Source organism: Idiomarina rhizosphaerae (assembly GCF_024159085.1).
Classification (GTDB): Bacteria; Pseudomonadota; Gammaproteobacteria; order Enterobacterales; family Alteromonadaceae; genus Idiomarina; species Idiomarina rhizosphaerae.
Map to the genome: position 1 here is coordinate 1 of NZ_JAMZDE010000008.1, position 17,443 is coordinate 17,443.

Here is a 17,443-nt window from a genome sequence, read left to right on the forward strand (position 1 = left end):
TGACCCGTCCTGAAATAAGTTGACAGATCGGAGACTTATTATGGGAAATCCAACCAAATCAATCTCTAAGCGTACTCAACGAGATTACACAATAGCCTTTAAATTAGCCGTTGTAGAGCAGGTAGAAAAAGGCGAGTTGACCTACAAGCAAGCACAAGCTAAATATGGAATACAAGGCAGAAGCACTGTTTTAGTGTGGCTTCGCAAGCATGGGCGGCAAGACTGGTATCGCCCGAGGTTAACACTTATGACTATTTCGAACCCCACCCCAGAGCAACAAATCAAAGAGCTAGAGCGTAAGCTTGAAGACGAGAAAGTTCGTAACCTGGTACTCAATGAAATGATTGATTACATCGATACGACACAAGGAACCCAACTGCGAAAAAAGCTTGTCGACATGGGGTTAGGAAACTCCAGAGCCAAGCTCAAATAAGCTTATCGCAGCTGTGCCGTGTAATGGGAATATCCCGGCAGTCTGTTTATCAAGCTGAAAGCCGCTACCAGGGAAGAGCAGCGGCATTGATGCCAGTTCTCAGGCTGGTTCAAGAGATACGACGCTTTATGCCGAGGCTAGGCACTCGTAAACTGTATTATTTACTTAAGCCTAAGCTAGAAGCAGCCGGCATTAAACTTGGCCGGGATGGCCTTTTTGACTACCTGCGCAATCATAACTTGCTGGTAAAGAAGCCGCGAAATTACCATAAAACTACGGATAGTAAACACTGGATGAAGAAGCATCCTAACCTGCTAAAGGAGCTGGTTGTAAGCCGACCTGAGCAGGTCTTTGTTAGCGACATAACCTATGTCGAAACCGATGCGGGAGTCCATTACTTATCGCTGGTAACAGATGCTTATAGCCGGAAAATCATGGGGCATGACGTCTCCCAAAGCATGACAGCGGCAGATATCGGGCGCGCGCTAAAGCAAGCGACTACAGGACGACTTAGCCAGGACCCGTTAATTCACCACTCCGATAGGGGCAGTCAGTACTGTTCACAGGCGTATCAAACCCAGCTCGCATCCAGCTCGATTACGCCCTCCATGACCGATGGTTATGATTGTTACCAGAATGCGCTTGCGGAACGCATTAACGGAATCCTTAAGCACGAGTTTTTACTAACGAAGTGCAAAACGGGTGAGGAGTTGAAGCGCGCGGTAAGGCAATCGATTGCAATCTATAATGAATACAGGCCGCACCTTAGTTTGGGCATGAAAACCCCAAATGAGGTGCATAAAAAAGCCAGTTGCAAGGTGCAACTGGCTTAGTTAAAACCGTCAACATAATTTAGGACGGGTCACCGCAGCTTTTTGTTTTAGCCGATAGCGCAACTTTAAACCTCCTGTTATATTAAGCAAAAATGGAATTTTGCCATGGAATCGACCGTCAGTAATTGTAAGAACTGTAATACACCTCTTACCGGTGAATATTGCCATCAATGCGGCCAACAGGATAAACAAAGCATACGTAGCGTTTCCGCTGTTGTCGGTGATCTTTTTGGTGAGTTAGGACACTGGGATTCTAGATTCTACCGTACTCTCAGAGGACTATTTCTAAAACCGGGTTTTTTATCATCTGAGTTTATGAAAGGTCGCCACGCCTCTTATGTACCTCCGCTCAGGCTCTATTTCTTTATCTCGTTGATATCTTTTATGGTGCTGACATCACAGATAACCTTTAATGATTCAGGGGCAAAGAGCGAGGCAAGACAGTCCGAAACAGAAGTATCTGAAAGTGACTCTAACGAAAGTACCGTACGGCGCGGATTTGAGTTGGAGTTTGGTGATATCCCCTGGTTGAATGAAGAGCAAACGCGGATGCTTGAACAGAAACTTCAGCATTTAAAGCAAAACCCCCAGCTGTTTACGCAAAAACTGATTTCAATGACTCCGCAGATGATGCTTTTGATGCTGCCTTTTTGGGCTCTGTATTTAAAAGTCCTTTATTTATTCAGTAACCGTTACTACTTAGAGCACTTAACTGTAGCTTTGCATACACATGCTTTTTTACTGCTTTCCCTGATGTTGTTGTCGACATTAAGCTATATAACTAACCCGCTGATTGATAACTTTGGCTGGACCTGGTTAACCTTACCATCCGATTGGTTAGGTTATATTATTATTGGATGGATGTTCACTTATCTGCTATTAACGCAAAAGCGTTTCTATCAGCAGAGTTGGACATTAACTGTATTCAAGTTTTTAGCCTGTATTTTTGGTTATTTTCTTTTATTAAGCGCTTCTTTTGTATTAATGGTGATAATTGGTATTCTTAATGCCTAAATTAAACGGTCGTTTAAATAGGGAATAGTATGAACTTCCACACAGCAGTAGAGCAAATCGTCGCGAATAAGAACAATCAAGTCATTGAACTACCTTCCGGCTGGGCTCAGGGACGTGCTTTTTTCGGTGGCTTCAGCGCAGCATTGGCTGCTCAGTTTTTGTTGAAGCAATTTCCGATTGAATATCATCTTCGTTCCATGAGTATCTCTTTTGTTGCTCCTGCCGAACCGGGTGAAGCAGAGTTAAGTTACCGAATTTTGCGCGAGGGAAAATCGGTTATTCAGGTAGCCGTCGAATTGCAGCAGCAAGGGCAGATTATGTTGTCTTGTCTGGCGAGCCTGGGCAAAGCCCGAAGTTCAACGGTTAAAGTGGCAAGTGAAACGCCACCCGATCTTAAAACCATAAAAGACGGACCAGGTTTACCTGAAACGGATATTGTTCCTGAGTTTGCGAAAAACTTTGATTACCGTATTACGTCAGGTGGCATGCCGTTTAGCGGACAACCGGGAAGAACTTTTGGTGGCTGGATACGTTTCCGTGAAGAGCAACAGCAGCTGACAACGGCAACTATTCTGGCTTTAGTTGACGCCTGGCCTCCGGCAGTTTTGCCTCATCTGGATAGCCCTGCGCCGGCCTCATCTTTAACCTGGACTATTGAGTTTCCCGATATTCCTCTAAAAAGTTTCAGTAGCCACGACTGGTTTCAGTACGAAGCTTTTATTGAGCATGCCGAACATGGTTATGGGCACAGTCGTGCGGGTCTGTGGAGTGAGCAGGGCGAGTTATTAGCTATAAGTCGACAGACTTTTACGGTATTTGCGTAATAATTGTATGAAAACGACACCAGCAATCGTCAGACAACACCTAATCGATACCCAGCCGGGTATCGACTTGTTGCTGCTCCAGTTGCCCGAGCGGGGCTTATTGGCGGCATCTGAAACACCTGTTATCGAGGCTCTGCCACGAATTATTATTCGTCAGATGCTGTCTTTAAAAGCCTCCGCAACCATTATTGAAAGAGCTGAACAAAAGGCAAAAGCGTTGGGAGTAGGTTGCATTGCTTACCTCCCTGCAGAGGAATTAACCGGGTGCGGTGTCAGTCGTTCCAAAGCTTCAGCCATTAACAGCGTTGCTCACTGTCATCAAACTCAGCCGGAGAGAATAGATGCCTGGTCACAGATGAGTTCAGCTGAGCTGATTAAGGATGTGACTCAGCTTAAAGGTATTGGCCCCTGGACGGCGTCTATTTTAGCTATGTTTCATTTTGCCCACGAAGATCTTTTCCCCATTCAGGACAGCTCGCTGCGTAAGGCCATGAGTTTGCTGAAAGATCAAGACATTCTGATCATTCCCGAACGGGCTCAGCCTTATCGCAGCTATTTAGCCTGCTATTTGTGGGACATGCTGGATCAGGCACGTCTGTAGCCGGTATAAAATTCACCTGGAAGATAGCCTTCAAATGTTATTTTCACACCTTTGAATTGGCTTTTTCAGAGTTTTTGTAAAGTTCTGTAAAAGCCGCTTGTTATTATCCATGAAAGCTCAGAAGATTCTATCCGAATTCGGGCAGGGTGGTACGGATTTAACCTAATCAGGAAGACTAACAAGGTATACAAATAAGGAATGTGAAAATGAACCGTATTATTTTAGCGATCCCCAATCCCATTATTAGCGCCGGCATGGCCGCCGTTCTGCAGCAACACTTCAGTGACCAAATATTGACCGTAACCGGTATTGCCGATTTACGCCGTGCTTGCTACGAATATGAAGACGCTGTGGTTGTTTTGTGCAGCCGACTTGGCGGTGCTGCAACAGTGGAACACTGGCGTCGCTTGAAGCGCCGTCACTGCGATCTAAAGCTTATTGTCTGGGGTAGCAGCCAACAAGATATACTTGATTTTCAGTGCGGTATTAGCGTTGTCGACGGATACTTACTGGACTCGTGTGACAGTGCCGATTTAGTTCAGGCTATTCGTTCGTTGAAGCAGGGCAATGTTTTTGTTGCTGCGCCAGTCGCTGCTTACCTTGCACAGAATCCGCGTTCGCAGCAGCAAAAAACAATGGTTGATATGCTGAGCGAGCGTGAGCTTCAGGTGGCACAAATGCTCAGTCGGGGTATTCGGGTAAGAGAAATATCCCGGCATTTATGCATTAGCAGTAAAACAATAAATACCTTCCGTTACCGGATTTTCTCTAAACTCGGTATCGATGGTGATGTACAATTGTCTCATCTTGCAATTCAGTCGGGTCTTGTCGACTTAATTCAGTTTGAAGGTAGATGACAGAAGGTAATCAACAAAAGCAGTTTGACAGCGACAACTTTCTTCGTCACCTGACTCACCAGCCCGGTGTTTACCGGATGTACGATGAGTCGGGTGACGTGATTTATGTTGGTAAAGCAAAAGATTTGAGAAAACGTGTGTCCAGTTACTTTCGGGAGAAGGTAGACCGGATGAAAACACAGGTGTTGGTTAAACAAATAGCGTCTATGGACGTTACTGTTACCAACACCGAAGCCGAAGCGTTAATATTAGAAAACACCTTTATAAAAAAATATCGGCCACGCTACAACGTCTTGTTGCGTGACGATAAATCGTACCCCTATATTATTTTAACCGCTCACCAGCACCCTAAGCTGGGTTTTCACCGGGGCGCCCGGCGCGCGAAAGGCGACTATTTTGGTCCATTTCCTAATGGTTCAGCTGTGCGCGAGAGCTTAAACCTGCTGCAAAAGCTGTTTCCGATCCGTCAGTGCGATGACTCGTATTATCGAGCCCGCACCAGGCCTTGTTTGCAGTATCAGTTAAAACGTTGCCTCGCGCCTTGCGTTAATGTGTGCACTGACGATGAATATAATGAGCAGGTGGGGTTGGCAAAACAGTTCCTGCAGGGTAAAAATCAGCAAGTTATTGATGAGCTGATGAATAAAATGGAGCAGGCGAGTAAAGATCTCGATTTTGAACGAGCCGCTAGGTTTCGTGACCAGATAGCGGCACTGCGAAAAACTCAGGAACGTAACTCGGTTACCGGAAGTCAACAAGAACTGGATGTTATTGGTTTAGCGCGCGGTAATGGCATGACTACAGTGCAAATGCTGTTTATCCGGGATAATCATTTGCAGGGGAGTCGTAGCTACTTTCCTAAGGTACCGACAGATACCCCTGACGATGAAGTGCTCAGAGCTTTTCTGCTGCAGTTTTATTTATCGGATACAGCCGGACGGAAAATTCCAAGAGAAGTGGTGCTTCCTGTCGATATTCAGCCTGATAACGTGCTTGCTGAAGTCATGAGTGACGCGTTGTCACAGCCAGTTAAGTTGCAGAGCTCGGTGCGCGGAGACAAGCGTCAGTACCAGTCATTGGCTCAAAAGAATGCGGTTAATGCGCTAGAGAGTCGCCTGAATCAGCAAAGTACGATGAACCGCCGGACTCAAGCATTACAGCAAGTGCTGGAATTTGGGGTACCCATTCAGCGCATGGAGTGCTTTGATATTAGCCATACAATGGGTCAACAAACGGTGGCATCCTGCGTAGTGTTTGATCAAAACGGGCCTAAAAAGTCAGACTACCGCCGTTATAATATTACCGGTATAACGCCGGGCGACGATTACGCTGCCATGTCTAAAGCCCTGGCTAAGCGTTACGATAATGCCAAAGAGCAGGGCAACATACCAGATATTCTGTTTATCGACGGTGGTAAAGGCCAGCTAGCCCAGGCGGAGAACTACTTTAATGACTGGGGAAAAGAAGCGCCGGTATTAATTGGTGTTGCCAAAGGTGAGTCGCGCAAACCGGGCCTGGAAACTTTGATCATGGCGGGGAGCCATGAAACCATTCCGCTGAGTAAAGACGCCAGTGCGCTGCATTTGATTCAGCACATACGTGATGAGTCGCACCGTTTTGCCATAACCGGGCACCGGCAGAAGCGGGCTAAAGTTAAGAAAACCTCAACGTTAGAACAGATTGACGGGGTAGGAGCCAAGCGCAGACAGGCCATTTTGAAAAATCTAGGTGGATTACAGGAGGTAAAAAACGCTAGTATTGATAAGTTGGCCAGCGTACCTGGCATTAGCCGAGCATTGGCAGAGAAAATCTATTACTCATTTCGTGATGAGTAAAAACAATAAGGAATCAGCGGATAATGAAGTGGAATATCCCTAATATTTTGACCAGCTTCCGGATAGTACTCATTCCGGTATTTCTGGTGGTTTTCTATTTACCAATGGAAGATGCACGTTTCTGGGCTGCTTTTATCTTTTGGTTAGCTGCAATCACAGACGCTCTGGATGGCTATATTGCCCGTCGTTTTAACCAGTTTACTAAGTTCGGCGAGTTTCTTGACCCGGTAGCTGATAAAGCGATGGTGGTCGCTGCACTGGTTGTCATTGTAGAAGATTATAATTCTGCTTTTATTACCATTCCGGCGCTGACCATGATTTGCCGTGAGCTTATAGTCAGTGCGCTACGCGAATGGATGGCACAAAGCGGCCACAGAGCAAAAGTTGCTGTTTCGAATTTAGGTAAATGGAAAACAGTGGCACAGATGCTGGCCTTAATTGGACTGCTTTGGAATGCAAACGTCTATATTTATTGGTTATCGATGTTCTTATTCTATTCGGCTTTTGTTTTGACTGTGTGGTCCATGTGGGAATATTTACGCGGCGCCAAGAGCGAATTGACCAGAAATTAACTGCTTTGCCGTAAATTTGTGCAAACAGTCATTAAAATGATAAAAAGTCATTGACTGAAAACGATTAAACAGTAGAATGCCACGGCAGATGACGGTGCGGGAATAGCTCAGCTGGTAGAGCACAACCTTGCCAAGGTTGGGGTCGCGAGTTCGAATCTCGTTTCCCGCTCCAAATTCTGGCGGGTTGGCAGAATGGCTATGCAGCGGATTGCAAATCCGTGGATCTCGGTTCGACTCCGGGACCCGCCTCCATTATTCGAGAACACTTCTATGTAGTGCCCGGGTGGTGGAATTGGTAGACACAAGGGATTTAAAATCCCTCGAAGGTAACTTCGTGCCGGTTCAAGTCCGGCCCCGGGCACCAATTCCGAATTTACAGCAGTATCTGAAAGTCTACAAAGCCTTATAAGTAAAGCCTCTCAGGCGATTCCTTGATTCCCCTTGTCTATTAAAATCTATTGAAAAATACGACCACTTAGTGCTACTTCTAGTGCTACTCCAGTTCGGTGATCAGGATGTGCCACGATTTCTCCCTCGGGTACTAATAAATATAGTTCTGAGATTCATAAAGCAGGTTAAGTAAATCGTAGGTGTTTTCGGAAATGAATCCAAAAGAGAATAACGTTTTTCTAATCTGCATGGGGTGGATTGAGAGGCTCGACAGAGAAATAAATTCCTGGGCTTTATAATCTTTCGTTAGTAACTTTAACGCCGCATATTTTACTGTGTCATCGAAGCTATACCCCATGTCTTCCAGTGGTTTTACCAAGGATGTATTAACTACTTTTTTTTGTTCCGTTAAAAAAGTTGCATCTTCAAGCTGAGCACGAGAATAACTTGATGACTTCTTTTCTCTAATTTGAAGATAGTTCAGAATAAGATCTTGCTTTATAGGCATTGGGCTGCCTGAACCAGTGTCTAGATACTTTATAGCCTGTTGAACTGCCGCGTTCTGACTGATGAGTTCTGCCGACTGCTGTTCTTGTTCATTCTGTATTTCTTTTCCTTGCGAAGTCTCTTTAACCGTCTTTTCAGGTTCTTTCTCTTCTAACGCCGCTGAACGCTCTTTAAATGTGCTAAGCAATTTACTGTAGGACTCTTGGATATCGTCATGACACTTTTTCTGCTGCTGATCAAGTTGCTTATATTCACTACTGCTTAAATTATGCCTATAGCGCTCGAGCTGCATGAATGCATCCAATAACTCTCCAGAGGAAGAGGCGTTGTCAAATTCGGCTTTTGCTTTATGGAAATGAGAGACATTGTCACAAGTAATTTGAGCTACTGCAGATGTTGAAAACGCAAAAGAAAAAGGTACCAAAGCCAGAAACACTAAGGTGGGTTTCATTAATTAGTTCCTTCTAAAAGTTACGACTGAAAATAGCTTCTTGCTCATGCCAATCCTTGGTAGAAGCCAATTAAGGCTTCTGCTTCCATTCTCCGTCAATTTTTACATAGTGACCTGATTTGGTGCGCTCAATGGCGCGCTTGCCGGCTAACAGCTCGACATCTGCGACAGCAATGTCATTGTCGTTGGCAATGCGCGTATATTCCTGGCGGCGGGCTTCGTTAATGTTTTTAACGATTTGTTCGGCTGTTTCGGTAGACTTTACTACTCCCAGGTAGCCGTCGGGCTTTTCACCCACCAGACCCTGCTCTTTGGCGTCACTTAACTGTGCCATTGACTGCTCTAAATTTAGTTGCTGTGCTTGCGCCAGCGGGCTTGATAAGCCAATAAAAGCAATTAAAACTGCGGTTAGTAAATATTTCATTGTTGCATTCCTTTGTCGTTAAAATAGGCCACTGGATTCAGAAATTACGTCGTCGAGCGCTTTATCAACTTTAACGTAAATTTCATGCTTTATTTTAACGTTTAAGTTAATAGTAATAGGCTCTTTAGGAGCGGCGACCTGTACCGTTGGGGTACATCCCAAAACGGCTAAGGGCACGCTTATTAGTAAAAAGAATTGCTTCATATCATCCCCTGATTAATTGATTTTCTGCTGTACTCGTTTACGGATTACATCGTTCAGACTATTGCTTATTTGCAGTCCTTTTATCAATGCGGGCAGGTCTTCCTCTAAGCTTACGTTAAGCTCTACCGGACGTCCATTTTCTAGCTCGGGGTTCGAGCCTTTTAGCTGTACTGCTAAGGTCAATTTACCATTGTCATTATAGTCAACGGTTGTAGACAGTTGATTATAATAGAAGTTACCCAATACGCCTGCCAAAGTTTGTAAGCTGGGGTTACTGCCCGCAAGTTGAACCAGGGCGGACGAATCTACCTGCAAGTGCCCGCCGGGCGCCAAGGCGTCCAAATAGCCTCTTTCTACTGTTAGTTGGTTAGAGTCCCAGTGAACAGGGATGGTTCCTGAAACCTCACCATCTATGGATATTTTGTTGCTGGGATATTGACGCATGAGTTCACCCAGCGAAATTTCTTCGAATACAATGGGCAGTGCAAAGCTGTTGCTTAACGAGTAACTCTGGTTGGGAATGCTTATGCTGCCACCAAGAGCTTTAATGGTGTGACTGGTTAAATTGAGAGTGGATTGCATCGGTTGTTGGAAGGGCAGTTGAGCCCCAAACTCAGCCCTAATTGGCCCCAGCGCAAAACCTTGTTGCACGCTACCAATGTAGAGTTTTGCATTATTAATCTTAAGTTGTTCGTTATTGGCACTGAAACCAAAATCAATATTGCTATTAACCACAGATAAGGTATCAAAAACCCAGTCACCTTGTTGAATCTCTAATTGACCGTTGTCGAGGCCCCAGCGTTTACTCTTTATGGAATAAGTGACATCGGTTTGGCCACTAATAGCCGCTTTACTGACAACAAGTTGAGGCATCATAGTTGCCAGCAGGGCATCCAGCTGTGGAATTTGCTGCCAGTTGAATTTGGCAACTTCAATCTCGCTCTTTAACCGATCGGAATTAATTTGGCTATGGTGTGCCACTTTTATATGGTCACCGAGTACGAGTTCGCCGTCACCTGTCAGTTGCTGCTGTTGATATTGAAATTTACTGTCAAAAACGGCTTCAAGGTTCCGTATCGGTTCGAAATTAATCGCGTTGCTGTGAATGTTAAGGTCAAACTCTGCAAGCGCATTATGAGGTTCGGAGTACGGATAATAAATTTGATTGAAGTTCAGTATGGCTAAGGCGTCGTTGTCGAAAGCATTAAGCTCAATGCGGGTTGGAGCAGTGCTATGGAGCTCAGTGGCCGTGCTTGTGACTGTTCCTGCAAATTTTGAGGTGAGTTTGTTTATCGCCATTAACTGCCCGGCAACAGGAAACTTAATGGTGTCCGCATTCAGCTGCACATAATCAAGTTCAAGCGAGTTAAATTGCCATTGTTTTTGTTGTATCGATAACTCAGACGCGAGGCGAATCGTCTCGTTTTTTTCACCTTTAGCTACAGCTGTCGCTGTTAAAGGCCAACGGGCTTTATTAACAGCCTGCTGAGCATTGAGCAATGAAACCCCCAAACTGTCGCGGCTGTTGAGCTCCCAGGACAACGACGACAATTGTAGTGGTAGATCGGACTCGATTAACGACGCTAAGTTTTCAGTATCGCCATTCAGCTCGAGCTGATAAGAGTTCATAATACCCTTATTCAAATTCAGCTGAAGCTCACCTGTTGCTGTCGTGGTACTGCTGGTAACCTCAATTAAAGTGGGTTGCGCAATTGACACGACAAGCTCGCCGGACAGTTCAGCTATAAGACTCTCCACTGTTGCTGACTCAATATTAGGTGAAAGACTACCGTTCCACTTCGCATCAACCGACACTGGTTCGGTCGTTATCTTGTCTGCAAACTGCTGTGCCGCTAATAGATAACTGCCACCGGCTTTAAGCTTCCCTGAGTTGTAGTCATAATTAGCTTGTAACAGGGCGTTGTCATAGCGAGCTTTTAGTTTTACCTGGTTACCGCGCCGAATAACTCTCAGAGCAGCGACAAGTGGCTCCTGGCTATTGAGCTCTAATTGCAATTGCTGCTTGTTTATCAGTGAAAGACTTGCAGAGACGCTTTCAGGCAATAACCTGCCTTTCAGCTGTAGCGACTTAATATCGATACGCTCTGGTAATAAAGCCGGCATTTCCATGGAGAATATCTGCGTGAGGTTTACCGCTGCGGTGGAACTTGCTCCTGAAGATTCGGGTAAGGAATCAATTGTTATTTCCAGCCGCTTAATAACAATGTGGCTGGTAGTCAGTTTCTCAAATTCCACTACCCAGTCAGTAACACCAGCCAATTTCAGTTGCTGGTTTAGATAGAAGTAGCCGAACAGTGCTATAGCAAACGCAATGAGCAGAAGTGTGAGAAGCATGGAGCTGCCGAATGATATTACCCGCCATAGCTTCATTTAGACATTATCCCTTTTAATAAACGATGCTCGTTAATTGCCATTTTGTCACTATAGTCAGCACTGATAATCCCTTCAAGATAAAGACAATTCTACTGCTTTCTATTAAAGGTTTTTACTTTAATTGATTAAAAAACGAACAAAAACTTTACCTTCATTTAATTTCGTCTATGATAAGTATCATAATTATAAAAAGCGCTGACTGCAGGTATTTCTCATTTTTGGGCTTAGCTTCTAGTCAGAAATTTCACGTTGAAAGTTAAAGTTCTGTAAAGCCTCTTTTATAGGCTGAGTTACGCAGATAGTCTAAACGCTGTCTATTAATTCACCATTAATGGCTTTTGAATAACTTGCGACAGGAGCTATCCGTGAGCACTATAACCAATGCAGCAGTCAATGTGACACCGGATACCCCGGTGTTTATGGGGTGTAGTAAACCTCTGGAAAGTGATGTTCAGTTTAGCTACTTTTTTAATGGCTGTTTTATCTATTCGTATAATCATACAACTGGGCATTGCACTTGTCTTACAGAGCTCGACGTCGCGACAGCTACGGTGAAGCCTTTCGGGCTGGTTGATAAACACTATGTCGTTATTGGCGATAAGCTCTTTCGCTCAAAAGAACAAGCTAAGAAAGCTCTCAGTATATTACCCCATATAGATGCTGCTAATGACAATAAAGCCGATGAACGACTGGAGCTCCCCGAAGTAGGGAATTTATCACCCATAAAGTCGTTAGCTTTAATTGAACATTGGTTTAGTGAAGATTTCGATTTGAAGTGGGAAACTTACCAGGAAAGTCCTGAGTTCTATAATCTCATTCAATACTATCTGGCATTGTGCTGTGATGCTTATAAACAGAAGCCAGATCAGGCATTTCTGGATGCAGGAGTTCAGGTTTATTTAAGTATGGCGCAATTCAGTTGGCTAAACCCATCTATTTTGCACAATGCCGCTTGTGTTTATTGGTTAGCTGGAGAGCAAGACAGTGCGCTTGACTGTATTGAGCTTGCTTTGGATTTTCGTTATACCGGCATGGAAAGCCTGTTAAATGATGAAGATCTCGATGGTCTTAAAAAGCATCCGAGATTTCGTTGTTTGTCGAATAAGTATCAGGCATTAAAGCCTAAATTTAACTATGTTACACCGGAGCTTTTCGAAGCCTTTGAGAATTTCGCGGTGCAGCAGTCAGACTCCTTCGTGCGGTTTATGCGTGGCCATTTATTAAAAAACTTTCGGTTCTATGATATCTCTGAATTGAGTGCTCGAATTGATAGCAGTGAAAACGATGATGAGCGTGAGTACTGGCAACGGCTGGCATCATTCAATAATAACTATTTATACAATTATATGCTGATGGACGAGCCTATGGATCTTTTAACAGAGCAGGGTAAGGCCAATTATCAATTGTTTCAGCAATACCGGCATTACCGGGTACTTAATCCGTTAGTTTTTGCCAAGGTAGCGGAGCAGTTGTTTCATCATGCTCATTATTGGGGCAGTCAGCACCACGGCTTTTTTAATCAGCGCGATAGCGCTTTGTTGCAACAAAGCTTTCAGCTATTTCAGGAGTTTCACGTTGCGACAGAGAGTCTCTGTAGTGAAAAGCGCAATGAACTTATGGCAAAAGCAAAAGAGTACGATATTTTCAATTACATGGAAAAGTTAGGGAGCTGCTGATTGGTTTAGCCCGCCTGACGTATAGTTAAATTCACTCTACAGCGTCCAGTTAATGGGTGCATAGCCTCCTTAAGCTGCTGAACTCCATGATATCTCAAGCGATCCTTTCCTCCCCAGACAAGCGCATCGGCGTGCTGAAGACTGAACTTCTGATACTTGTCAGAACGTTTAAAACCGCCCCACATAAAGGTTATAGGTAACCCAAAAGAAAAGGAGACGATGGGCTTGGAAAAGTCCGTTTCATTTTTATCCTGATGAAGTCCCATTTTTGCGCCTGGCGTGTAAACGTTGATGAGACAAGAGTCTGGCTGAAAATTCTCAAAACCGGCTAAGCGTGAGACCTCCGTTGCTTTTACTAAAATACGGTGGGGAATGTCGGGCCATGGCTGACCAGTGACAGGGTCGGTATTCTGATAACGATAACCGTGCTTATCGCTGAGCCAGCCGTAGCTTCCGCAACTGCTACTTTTCACCGACATTTTATGGCCTGAAGGAGTCGTTAAGTGGCGCAGTGGTGATAGCTTTAAAACCCCACGGATATCATTGATCAAAGCTTCATCATCGGCCAGCAAAAACTGGTGAAACAGGGTGGCTTGCTCACTTATTTGGGTGCTTAATGGCTCTGCACCATCGTTGGCAAAGAGATCAAGAGACGACATTCAGCTTTCCATTAGTGAAAGGGTCATTAGCAAGCGGTCCTGGCCGGGCCCTAAATAGTCACGCACCGTTTGAATGGTTTCAAAACCAAAGCTCTGGTAGAGCGAAACTGCTGAGGTGTTGTCGGGCGCGACACTAAGTTCCATTTGTTTATAACCAAGGCTGCGCGCAAGCGCTATGGAATCGCTTAATAGCTGCTTGCCCAGTCCCTTGCCCTGGAACATTTTTCCTACCAATAATGACATAAGAGATAAACCAGAGTCTGAAACCGGAACCATCAGACTATAACCCGCCGTTTTTTCTCCCGTCTTTAGAGTTAGAAAGGTGTGTGGCCATTGTCTTAATGCCTGATAGAAAAAGGCAGCAGAATAAGCGTCGTTTGAATAAAACTGCTTTTCTAAAAATGCAATTTTGGAAATGTCGTTATAGTTGGTATTAGCTACTATAAAATCGCTAGACTGCGCATCTGTTGTTGCAAGGGAACCTACGCATAAACGACAATCGTCATCCTGAGGCGCAGATGCCTCAACGTAACGCAGCTTATGAGAGGATTTCTCCCTGTTACTGGAGACCTGATAAACGCGTTCTCGCTTTTTATTTTGCTCGGTCATGGTGTTTTGTTCGGCGTCTGCCGGTGATCATAGGACGAATAAGCTCTATTTTACCAATATATGCGGTAACAACTACCGCAACGATATGAATAATTACCAGAGTAAAAATGATGTTGGCCGAAATAGAATGAACGGAGGTTAGAAAACTGTCTCCATAGAGTGCGTTAATTTCTTCGCGGAGGAAGCCAGTAATAGCTTGCAGTAAGAATAAAGCCAACAAAGAGAACACCATAAGACCACCGAGCGGGTTATGCCCCTGAGCCTGGTTTACTTTTCTATGGCGAAGTTCTGAGACGTGCTCTTTAATTCCGGCAACAGAAGGTAGGAAGTTATGGAAGCGTGCATTTGGTGGCCCCGTAAAGCCCCAGATAATTCTTATAATAATTAAGGTGGCGGCAGTGTAACCCACAGCCTGATGAAAGCTATCTCCGGGTTCAAGCCAAAAATAATTGAGACAAAAACACAGTACCAATAACCAATGGAAAATTCTGATAAGTTTATCCCAAATGATCATTGATACTGCTTTCCTTACTGAGTTACTCGGTTTCTTGCTTAACGATACTGCCATCTACAGGATTAAAGTAGATTTCAACTTTCTGCTTATTTTTATCAAAACCATAAATTTCGTAGCAATTTCCGTCGGTCACCTTAAACTCATTTATTTCATAACCTTGTTCTTTCAACGACTGTTGGAATTGATCCTGAGCCAACCAGTTTTCTTTTGGTTCCATAGTACATTGTGTGGTACCTGACTCAGGGGCTCCGCAAGCGGTGACAAATAAAGCACTGGCTGCAATTGCAGATAATTTAATAAGTTGGCTTTTCATAAGATCTCCATTTTAAATAAAACTTAGAATCAAATGTAGCAACTCCAACGGAATAACGCTAACGCTCTTCAAACATTAAAATGGCAAAACCCAGCTCATCCATAAAAAGTCCAGTCCGTCATTTGGACGTTTGATGTCGGCATTTGAGTAATGAGTGTATCCTAAAGCAACGCGTGCCTCGGAGCTTTGACTGTATTGCCACGAAAGTGATACCCGGTCTTCAAACTGAAACTGAGTTGATAAGCGTCGGTTAGCTATCTGGGTCTTATCGAAGTAGCTGCCGCCAATACCTGCTTCAACGTACAATGGTCGCTGTGTTCCGGCTATTTGCCAGGAGAAGACTGGGCTAATGGTAAAAGCGGTAATATTGTCCGCGGTATTATCTGAATTTTGCCAGTGGTTTAAAGCGACTTCTAAATGAACGTCGGGCGAGCCTAGCCAAGTGGGCATTTCAATCGGCAGGTTGGTTATCCGATAACCCGCTCTTACGCCGCGTAACTGGTCTGTGGAATAGGCTCCGGCAACGTGAACCTCGTCTGCGAAGGATGAAAAACTCGATATTATTAGTACAACCAGTGATGCTCTTAACCACATATCACTCTCCAATAACCAAAAAGGGGTGATATTTTACATACAAACATGAATGTATGTAAATTGAAAAATGAGCTTTGGCTAACTGACTGCGCGTTTTTTAGTCTTTATTCAAGAAATAATCATTTGCAGCCACTTTATAAACGCGACCAGGGCTACTGGTTGCCTCTGTCGTTTGCGATAATAGATGCTTAGCGGATACTGACAGGGCTGTGCGGAGTCATTATAGACTTTTAAATTAGACAACCCGGGCGTAATAAGACTACTGTCAATTAATGCGATGGCTTGTTCGGCGGACGATAAGTCCAGTGACATTTGTACATCATTGCAATGAATAATACGTGTGGATTTCAATTGTTGACTGTAGGCCTTTAACATTGCCTGATGATCGGGGTTTTCAGGGTTTATTAACCAGGGCAGCTGGAAAGGTGAGTCATTGGTTTTAATGGCTGAAACCGGAACCATTTGATTTTTCTTTAACACAAGGGACTGAATGTGCTTATCCGTGATTTTTCCATAACCAATGGCTAGATCCCAACTTTGATGCTGTATTGCTGAAGCCATTTCTGCGGCGCTTTCATTAATAAAGTACTCATTGCAACGGCTGAAGCTAAGTTGAATGTGCGGATACAGAGAATGAAAATCGGCAAGCTTTGCCGCTAACCAAAAGCGCAGTCGCTCAGAACTGATTGCGACGGTTAACTGGGTTGTTGTATTGTCACTGAGGTTTCGAGTGCGCTCAATGGTACGCTCCAGTTGCTCAAATATTTGCTCAATTTGAGGGGCTAGTTCCAGACCGACAGGAGTGAGCGAATGAACCCGGTTGTCTCGCTGGAATAAACGAACTTCTAGCTGTTCTTCCAGGGTTTGTATTTGTCGGGTGACGGCAGATTGAGTTACTCCAAGCTCTTGCGAGGCTTGTTTAAAAGAGCCACTTCGGGCGGCGACATCAAACACTCTCAATGCATTTAATGAGGGGAGTTTAGTGTTTTTCATGTTGATTAATAGTAATCTGTAATTAATAAAAAGTAACTTTGATTCTGGCATCTAAAGTTGAATTGCGCAATAAGGAGTTTGTGTTGTCTTACTGGAGTGAGTTTTTAACTATCGCTTTGATCCATCTGTTTGCGGTCGCGAGCCCGGGACCTGATTTTGCGGTTGTTTCACGCTATAGCCTGAGCTTTGGTCGCAAAGCTGGTTATTGGGTGAGTTTAGGTGTGGCATCAGGAATCATTATTCATGTTACTTATTCTCTTATTGGTGTGGCGCTGATTATCCACCAGACCGACTGGCTCTATCAGACTTTACTTTGTGCCGGCGCATTGTATTTAGGCTTCATTGGAACTCAGGCCATTAAAGCTAAACCCAGAAAGGACATGTCCGACAGTGAACTGGCCGCTACCCAGCCGCGTAAGCGGAAAGCTTTTATTGTTGGTTTTATTACTAATGGCTTAAATGTAAAAGCGACAATTTTCTTTTTGACCTTATTTACCACTATTATTGCTCCGGAAACCCCTTTTGCTATCCAGTTTGGTTACGGTATTTATCTAATTGTTGCGACCGGTCTGTGGTTCATATTTCTCACCTGGTTGCTGACTCAACCGCGCATTTTTAAAACACTCTGGCATTACAGTCATTGGGTTGACCGTACCATGGGAGTCGCTCTTATTTTATTGTCGCTAAAATTATTATGGGAATGGGCAAACCTGATAGAGCTTATCTGATAAGGCGTTTCAGGTTAT

Annotated in this window: 19 protein-coding genes and 3 tRNA genes; 12 read left to right on the top strand and 10 right to left on the bottom strand. The window is 44.3% G+C overall.

Features of this window, described 5'->3' with window-relative positions; translation table 11 throughout:
- The first annotated feature begins 40 nt into the window (after positions 1-40).
- The 10 genes from NJR55_RS10330 (at position 41) to NJR55_RS10375 (ending at position 7,333) form a co-directional block, all read left to right on the top strand.
- A protein-coding gene (locus NJR55_RS10330; protein WP_253618603.1) for an IS3 family transposase occupies positions 41-1,266 on the top strand; the annotation gives its coding sequence in 2 pieces (ribosomal slippage) (positions 41-407 and positions 407-1,266; 1,227 coding nt in all).
- 105 nt (positions 1,267-1,371) lie between these two features.
- A complete protein-coding gene (locus NJR55_RS10335) occupies positions 1,372-2,280 on the top strand; it encodes a DUF3667 domain-containing protein (RefSeq protein ID WP_253619867.1) in 909 nt (302 codons plus the stop codon).
- Between the two features lie 29 nt (positions 2,281-2,309).
- Positions 2,310-3,104 (top strand): thioesterase family protein, encoded by a 795-nt coding sequence (locus tag NJR55_RS10340; RefSeq protein ID WP_253619868.1) that lies wholly within the window; start codon positions 2,310-2,312, stop codon positions 3,102-3,104.
- A gap of 7 nt (positions 3,105-3,111) precedes the next feature.
- Complete coding sequence (locus NJR55_RS10345) at positions 3,112-3,705, top strand: DNA-3-methyladenine glycosylase family protein (RefSeq protein ID WP_253619869.1); 594 nt, start codon at positions 3,112-3,114, stop codon at positions 3,703-3,705.
- Positions 3,706-3,911: 206 nt separating this feature from the next.
- Complete coding sequence (locus tag NJR55_RS10350; RefSeq protein ID WP_253619870.1) at positions 3,912-4,562, top strand: LuxR C-terminal-related transcriptional regulator; 651 nt, start codon at positions 3,912-3,914, stop codon at positions 4,560-4,562.
- Entirely contained in the window at positions 4,559-6,397 is a 1,839-nt protein-coding gene (gene uvrC / locus NJR55_RS10355; RefSeq protein ID WP_253619872.1) for an excinuclease ABC subunit UvrC, read from the top strand. Before NJR55_RS10350 ends, uvrC begins: the two co-directional genes overlap by 4 nt.
- Before the next feature lie 23 nt (positions 6,398-6,420).
- Positions 6,421-6,969, top strand: a complete 549-nt coding sequence (gene pgsA / locus NJR55_RS10360; protein WP_011233905.1) for a CDP-diacylglycerol--glycerol-3-phosphate 3-phosphatidyltransferase — start codon at positions 6,421-6,423, stop codon at positions 6,967-6,969.
- Between the two features lie 96 nt (positions 6,970-7,065).
- A tRNA-Gly gene (locus NJR55_RS10365) sits at positions 7,066-7,141 on the top strand.
- 6 nt (positions 7,142-7,147) lie between these two features.
- A tRNA-Cys gene (locus NJR55_RS10370) sits at positions 7,148-7,221 on the top strand.
- 25 nt (positions 7,222-7,246) lie between these two features.
- Positions 7,247-7,333, top strand: a tRNA-Leu gene (locus NJR55_RS10375).
- Positions 7,334-7,510: 177 nt separating this feature from the next.
- Here NJR55_RS10375 and NJR55_RS10380 read toward each other — a convergent pair.
- The 4 genes from NJR55_RS10380 to NJR55_RS10395 all read right to left on the bottom strand — a co-directional run bounded on the left by NJR55_RS10380 (position 7,511) and on the right by NJR55_RS10395 (position 11,336).
- The gene (locus NJR55_RS10380) at positions 7,511-8,317 is read right to left on the bottom strand and encodes a hypothetical protein (RefSeq protein WP_253619873.1); all 807 of its coding nucleotides are present in this window, start codon (positions 8,315-8,317) and stop codon (positions 7,511-7,513) included.
- 70 nt (positions 8,318-8,387) lie between these two features.
- Entirely contained in the window at positions 8,388-8,741 is a 354-nt protein-coding gene (locus tag NJR55_RS10385) for a YdbL family probable chaperone protein (protein WP_253619874.1), read from the bottom strand.
- An 18-nt stretch (positions 8,742-8,759) separates the two neighbouring features.
- The gene (locus NJR55_RS10390) at positions 8,760-8,945 is read right to left on the bottom strand and encodes a YnbE family lipoprotein (RefSeq protein WP_253619875.1); all 186 of its coding nucleotides are present in this window, start codon (positions 8,943-8,945) and stop codon (positions 8,760-8,762) included.
- Between the two features lie 12 nt (positions 8,946-8,957).
- A complete protein-coding gene (locus NJR55_RS10395) occupies positions 8,958-11,336 on the bottom strand; it encodes an intermembrane phospholipid transport YdbH family protein (RefSeq protein ID WP_253619877.1) in 2,379 nt (792 codons plus the stop codon).
- A 368-nt stretch (positions 11,337-11,704) separates the two neighbouring features.
- Here NJR55_RS10395 and NJR55_RS10400 point away from each other — a divergent pair, with 368 nt between their 5' ends.
- Positions 11,705-13,015 (top strand): TPR end-of-group domain-containing protein, encoded by a 1,311-nt coding sequence (locus tag NJR55_RS10400; protein WP_253619878.1) that lies wholly within the window; start codon positions 11,705-11,707, stop codon positions 13,013-13,015.
- Positions 13,016-13,020: 5 nt separating this feature from the next.
- On the opposite strand, the gene alkB is transcribed toward NJR55_RS10400, so the two are convergent.
- The 6 genes from alkB to NJR55_RS10430 all read right to left on the bottom strand — a co-directional run bounded on the left by alkB (position 13,021) and on the right by NJR55_RS10430 (position 16,697).
- The gene (alkB, locus tag NJR55_RS10405; RefSeq protein ID WP_253619879.1) at positions 13,021-13,674 is read right to left on the bottom strand and encodes a DNA oxidative demethylase AlkB; all 654 of its coding nucleotides are present in this window, start codon (positions 13,672-13,674) and stop codon (positions 13,021-13,023) included.
- Entirely contained in the window at positions 13,675-14,283 is a 609-nt protein-coding gene (locus NJR55_RS10410) for a GNAT family N-acetyltransferase (protein WP_253619880.1), read from the bottom strand.
- Entirely contained in the window at positions 14,267-14,797 is a 531-nt protein-coding gene (locus tag NJR55_RS10415; RefSeq protein WP_253619881.1) for a cytochrome b/b6 domain-containing protein, read from the bottom strand. Before NJR55_RS10415 ends, NJR55_RS10410 begins: the two co-directional genes overlap by 17 nt.
- Positions 14,798-14,819: 22 nt before the next feature.
- The gene (locus tag NJR55_RS10420; protein WP_253619882.1) at positions 14,820-15,110 is read right to left on the bottom strand and encodes a PepSY domain-containing protein; all 291 of its coding nucleotides are present in this window, start codon (positions 15,108-15,110) and stop codon (positions 14,820-14,822) included.
- Between the two features lie 75 nt (positions 15,111-15,185).
- Positions 15,186-15,704, bottom strand: a complete 519-nt coding sequence (locus NJR55_RS10425; protein ID WP_253619883.1) for an acyloxyacyl hydrolase — start codon at positions 15,702-15,704, stop codon at positions 15,186-15,188.
- 108 nt (positions 15,705-15,812) lie between these two features.
- Complete coding sequence (locus NJR55_RS10430) at positions 15,813-16,697, bottom strand: LysR family transcriptional regulator (protein WP_253619885.1); 885 nt, start codon at positions 16,695-16,697, stop codon at positions 15,813-15,815.
- An 80-nt stretch (positions 16,698-16,777) separates the two neighbouring features.
- Between NJR55_RS10430 and NJR55_RS10435 the strand changes: the two genes are divergently transcribed.
- Positions 16,778-17,425 (top strand): LysE family translocator, encoded by a 648-nt coding sequence (locus NJR55_RS10435; protein WP_253620438.1) that lies wholly within the window; start codon positions 16,778-16,780, stop codon positions 17,423-17,425.
- Positions 17,426-17,443: the final 18 nt, after the last annotated feature.

Bases quoted from the DNA above. Each gene is read 5' to 3' on its own strand.
- alkB (WP_253619879.1), bottom strand. From the start codon at position 13,674: ATGTCGTCTCTTGATCTCTTTGCCAACGATGGTGCAGAGCCATTAAGC.
- NJR55_RS10340 (WP_253619868.1), top strand. From the start codon at position 2,310: ATGAACTTCCACACAGCAGTAGAGCAAATCGTCGCGAATAAGAACAAT.
- NJR55_RS10420 (WP_253619882.1), bottom strand. From the start codon at position 15,110: ATGAAAAGCCAACTTATTAAATTATCTGCAATTGCAGCCAGTGCTTTA.
- pgsA (WP_011233905.1), top strand. From the start codon at position 6,421: ATGAAGTGGAATATCCCTAATATTTTGACCAGCTTCCGGATAGTACTC.
- NJR55_RS10415 (WP_253619881.1), bottom strand. From the start codon at position 14,797: ATGATCATTTGGGATAAACTTATCAGAATTTTCCATTGGTTATTGGTA.
- NJR55_RS10395 (WP_253619877.1), bottom strand. From the start codon at position 11,336: ATGAAGCTATGGCGGGTAATATCATTCGGCAGCTCCATGCTTCTCACA.
- NJR55_RS10335 (WP_253619867.1), top strand. From the start codon at position 1,372: ATGGAATCGACCGTCAGTAATTGTAAGAACTGTAATACACCTCTTACC.
- NJR55_RS10380 (WP_253619873.1), bottom strand. From the start codon at position 8,317: ATGAAACCCACCTTAGTGTTTCTGGCTTTGGTACCTTTTTCTTTTGCG.
- NJR55_RS10410 (WP_253619880.1), bottom strand. From the start codon at position 14,283: ATGACCGAGCAAAATAAAAAGCGAGAACGCGTTTATCAGGTCTCCAGT.
- NJR55_RS10430 (WP_253619885.1), bottom strand. From the start codon at position 16,697: ATGAAAAACACTAAACTCCCCTCATTAAATGCATTGAGAGTGTTTGAT.
- NJR55_RS10385 (WP_253619874.1), bottom strand. From the start codon at position 8,741: ATGAAATATTTACTAACCGCAGTTTTAATTGCTTTTATTGGCTTATCA.
- NJR55_RS10345 (WP_253619869.1), top strand. From the start codon at position 3,112: ATGAAAACGACACCAGCAATCGTCAGACAACACCTAATCGATACCCAG.
- uvrC (WP_253619872.1), top strand. From the start codon at position 4,559: ATGACAGAAGGTAATCAACAAAAGCAGTTTGACAGCGACAACTTTCTT.
- NJR55_RS10390 (WP_253619875.1), bottom strand. From the start codon at position 8,945: ATGAAGCAATTCTTTTTACTAATAAGCGTGCCCTTAGCCGTTTTGGGA.
- NJR55_RS10350 (WP_253619870.1), top strand. From the start codon at position 3,912: ATGAACCGTATTATTTTAGCGATCCCCAATCCCATTATTAGCGCCGGC.
- NJR55_RS10425 (WP_253619883.1), bottom strand. From the start codon at position 15,704: ATGTGGTTAAGAGCATCACTGGTTGTACTAATAATATCGAGTTTTTCA.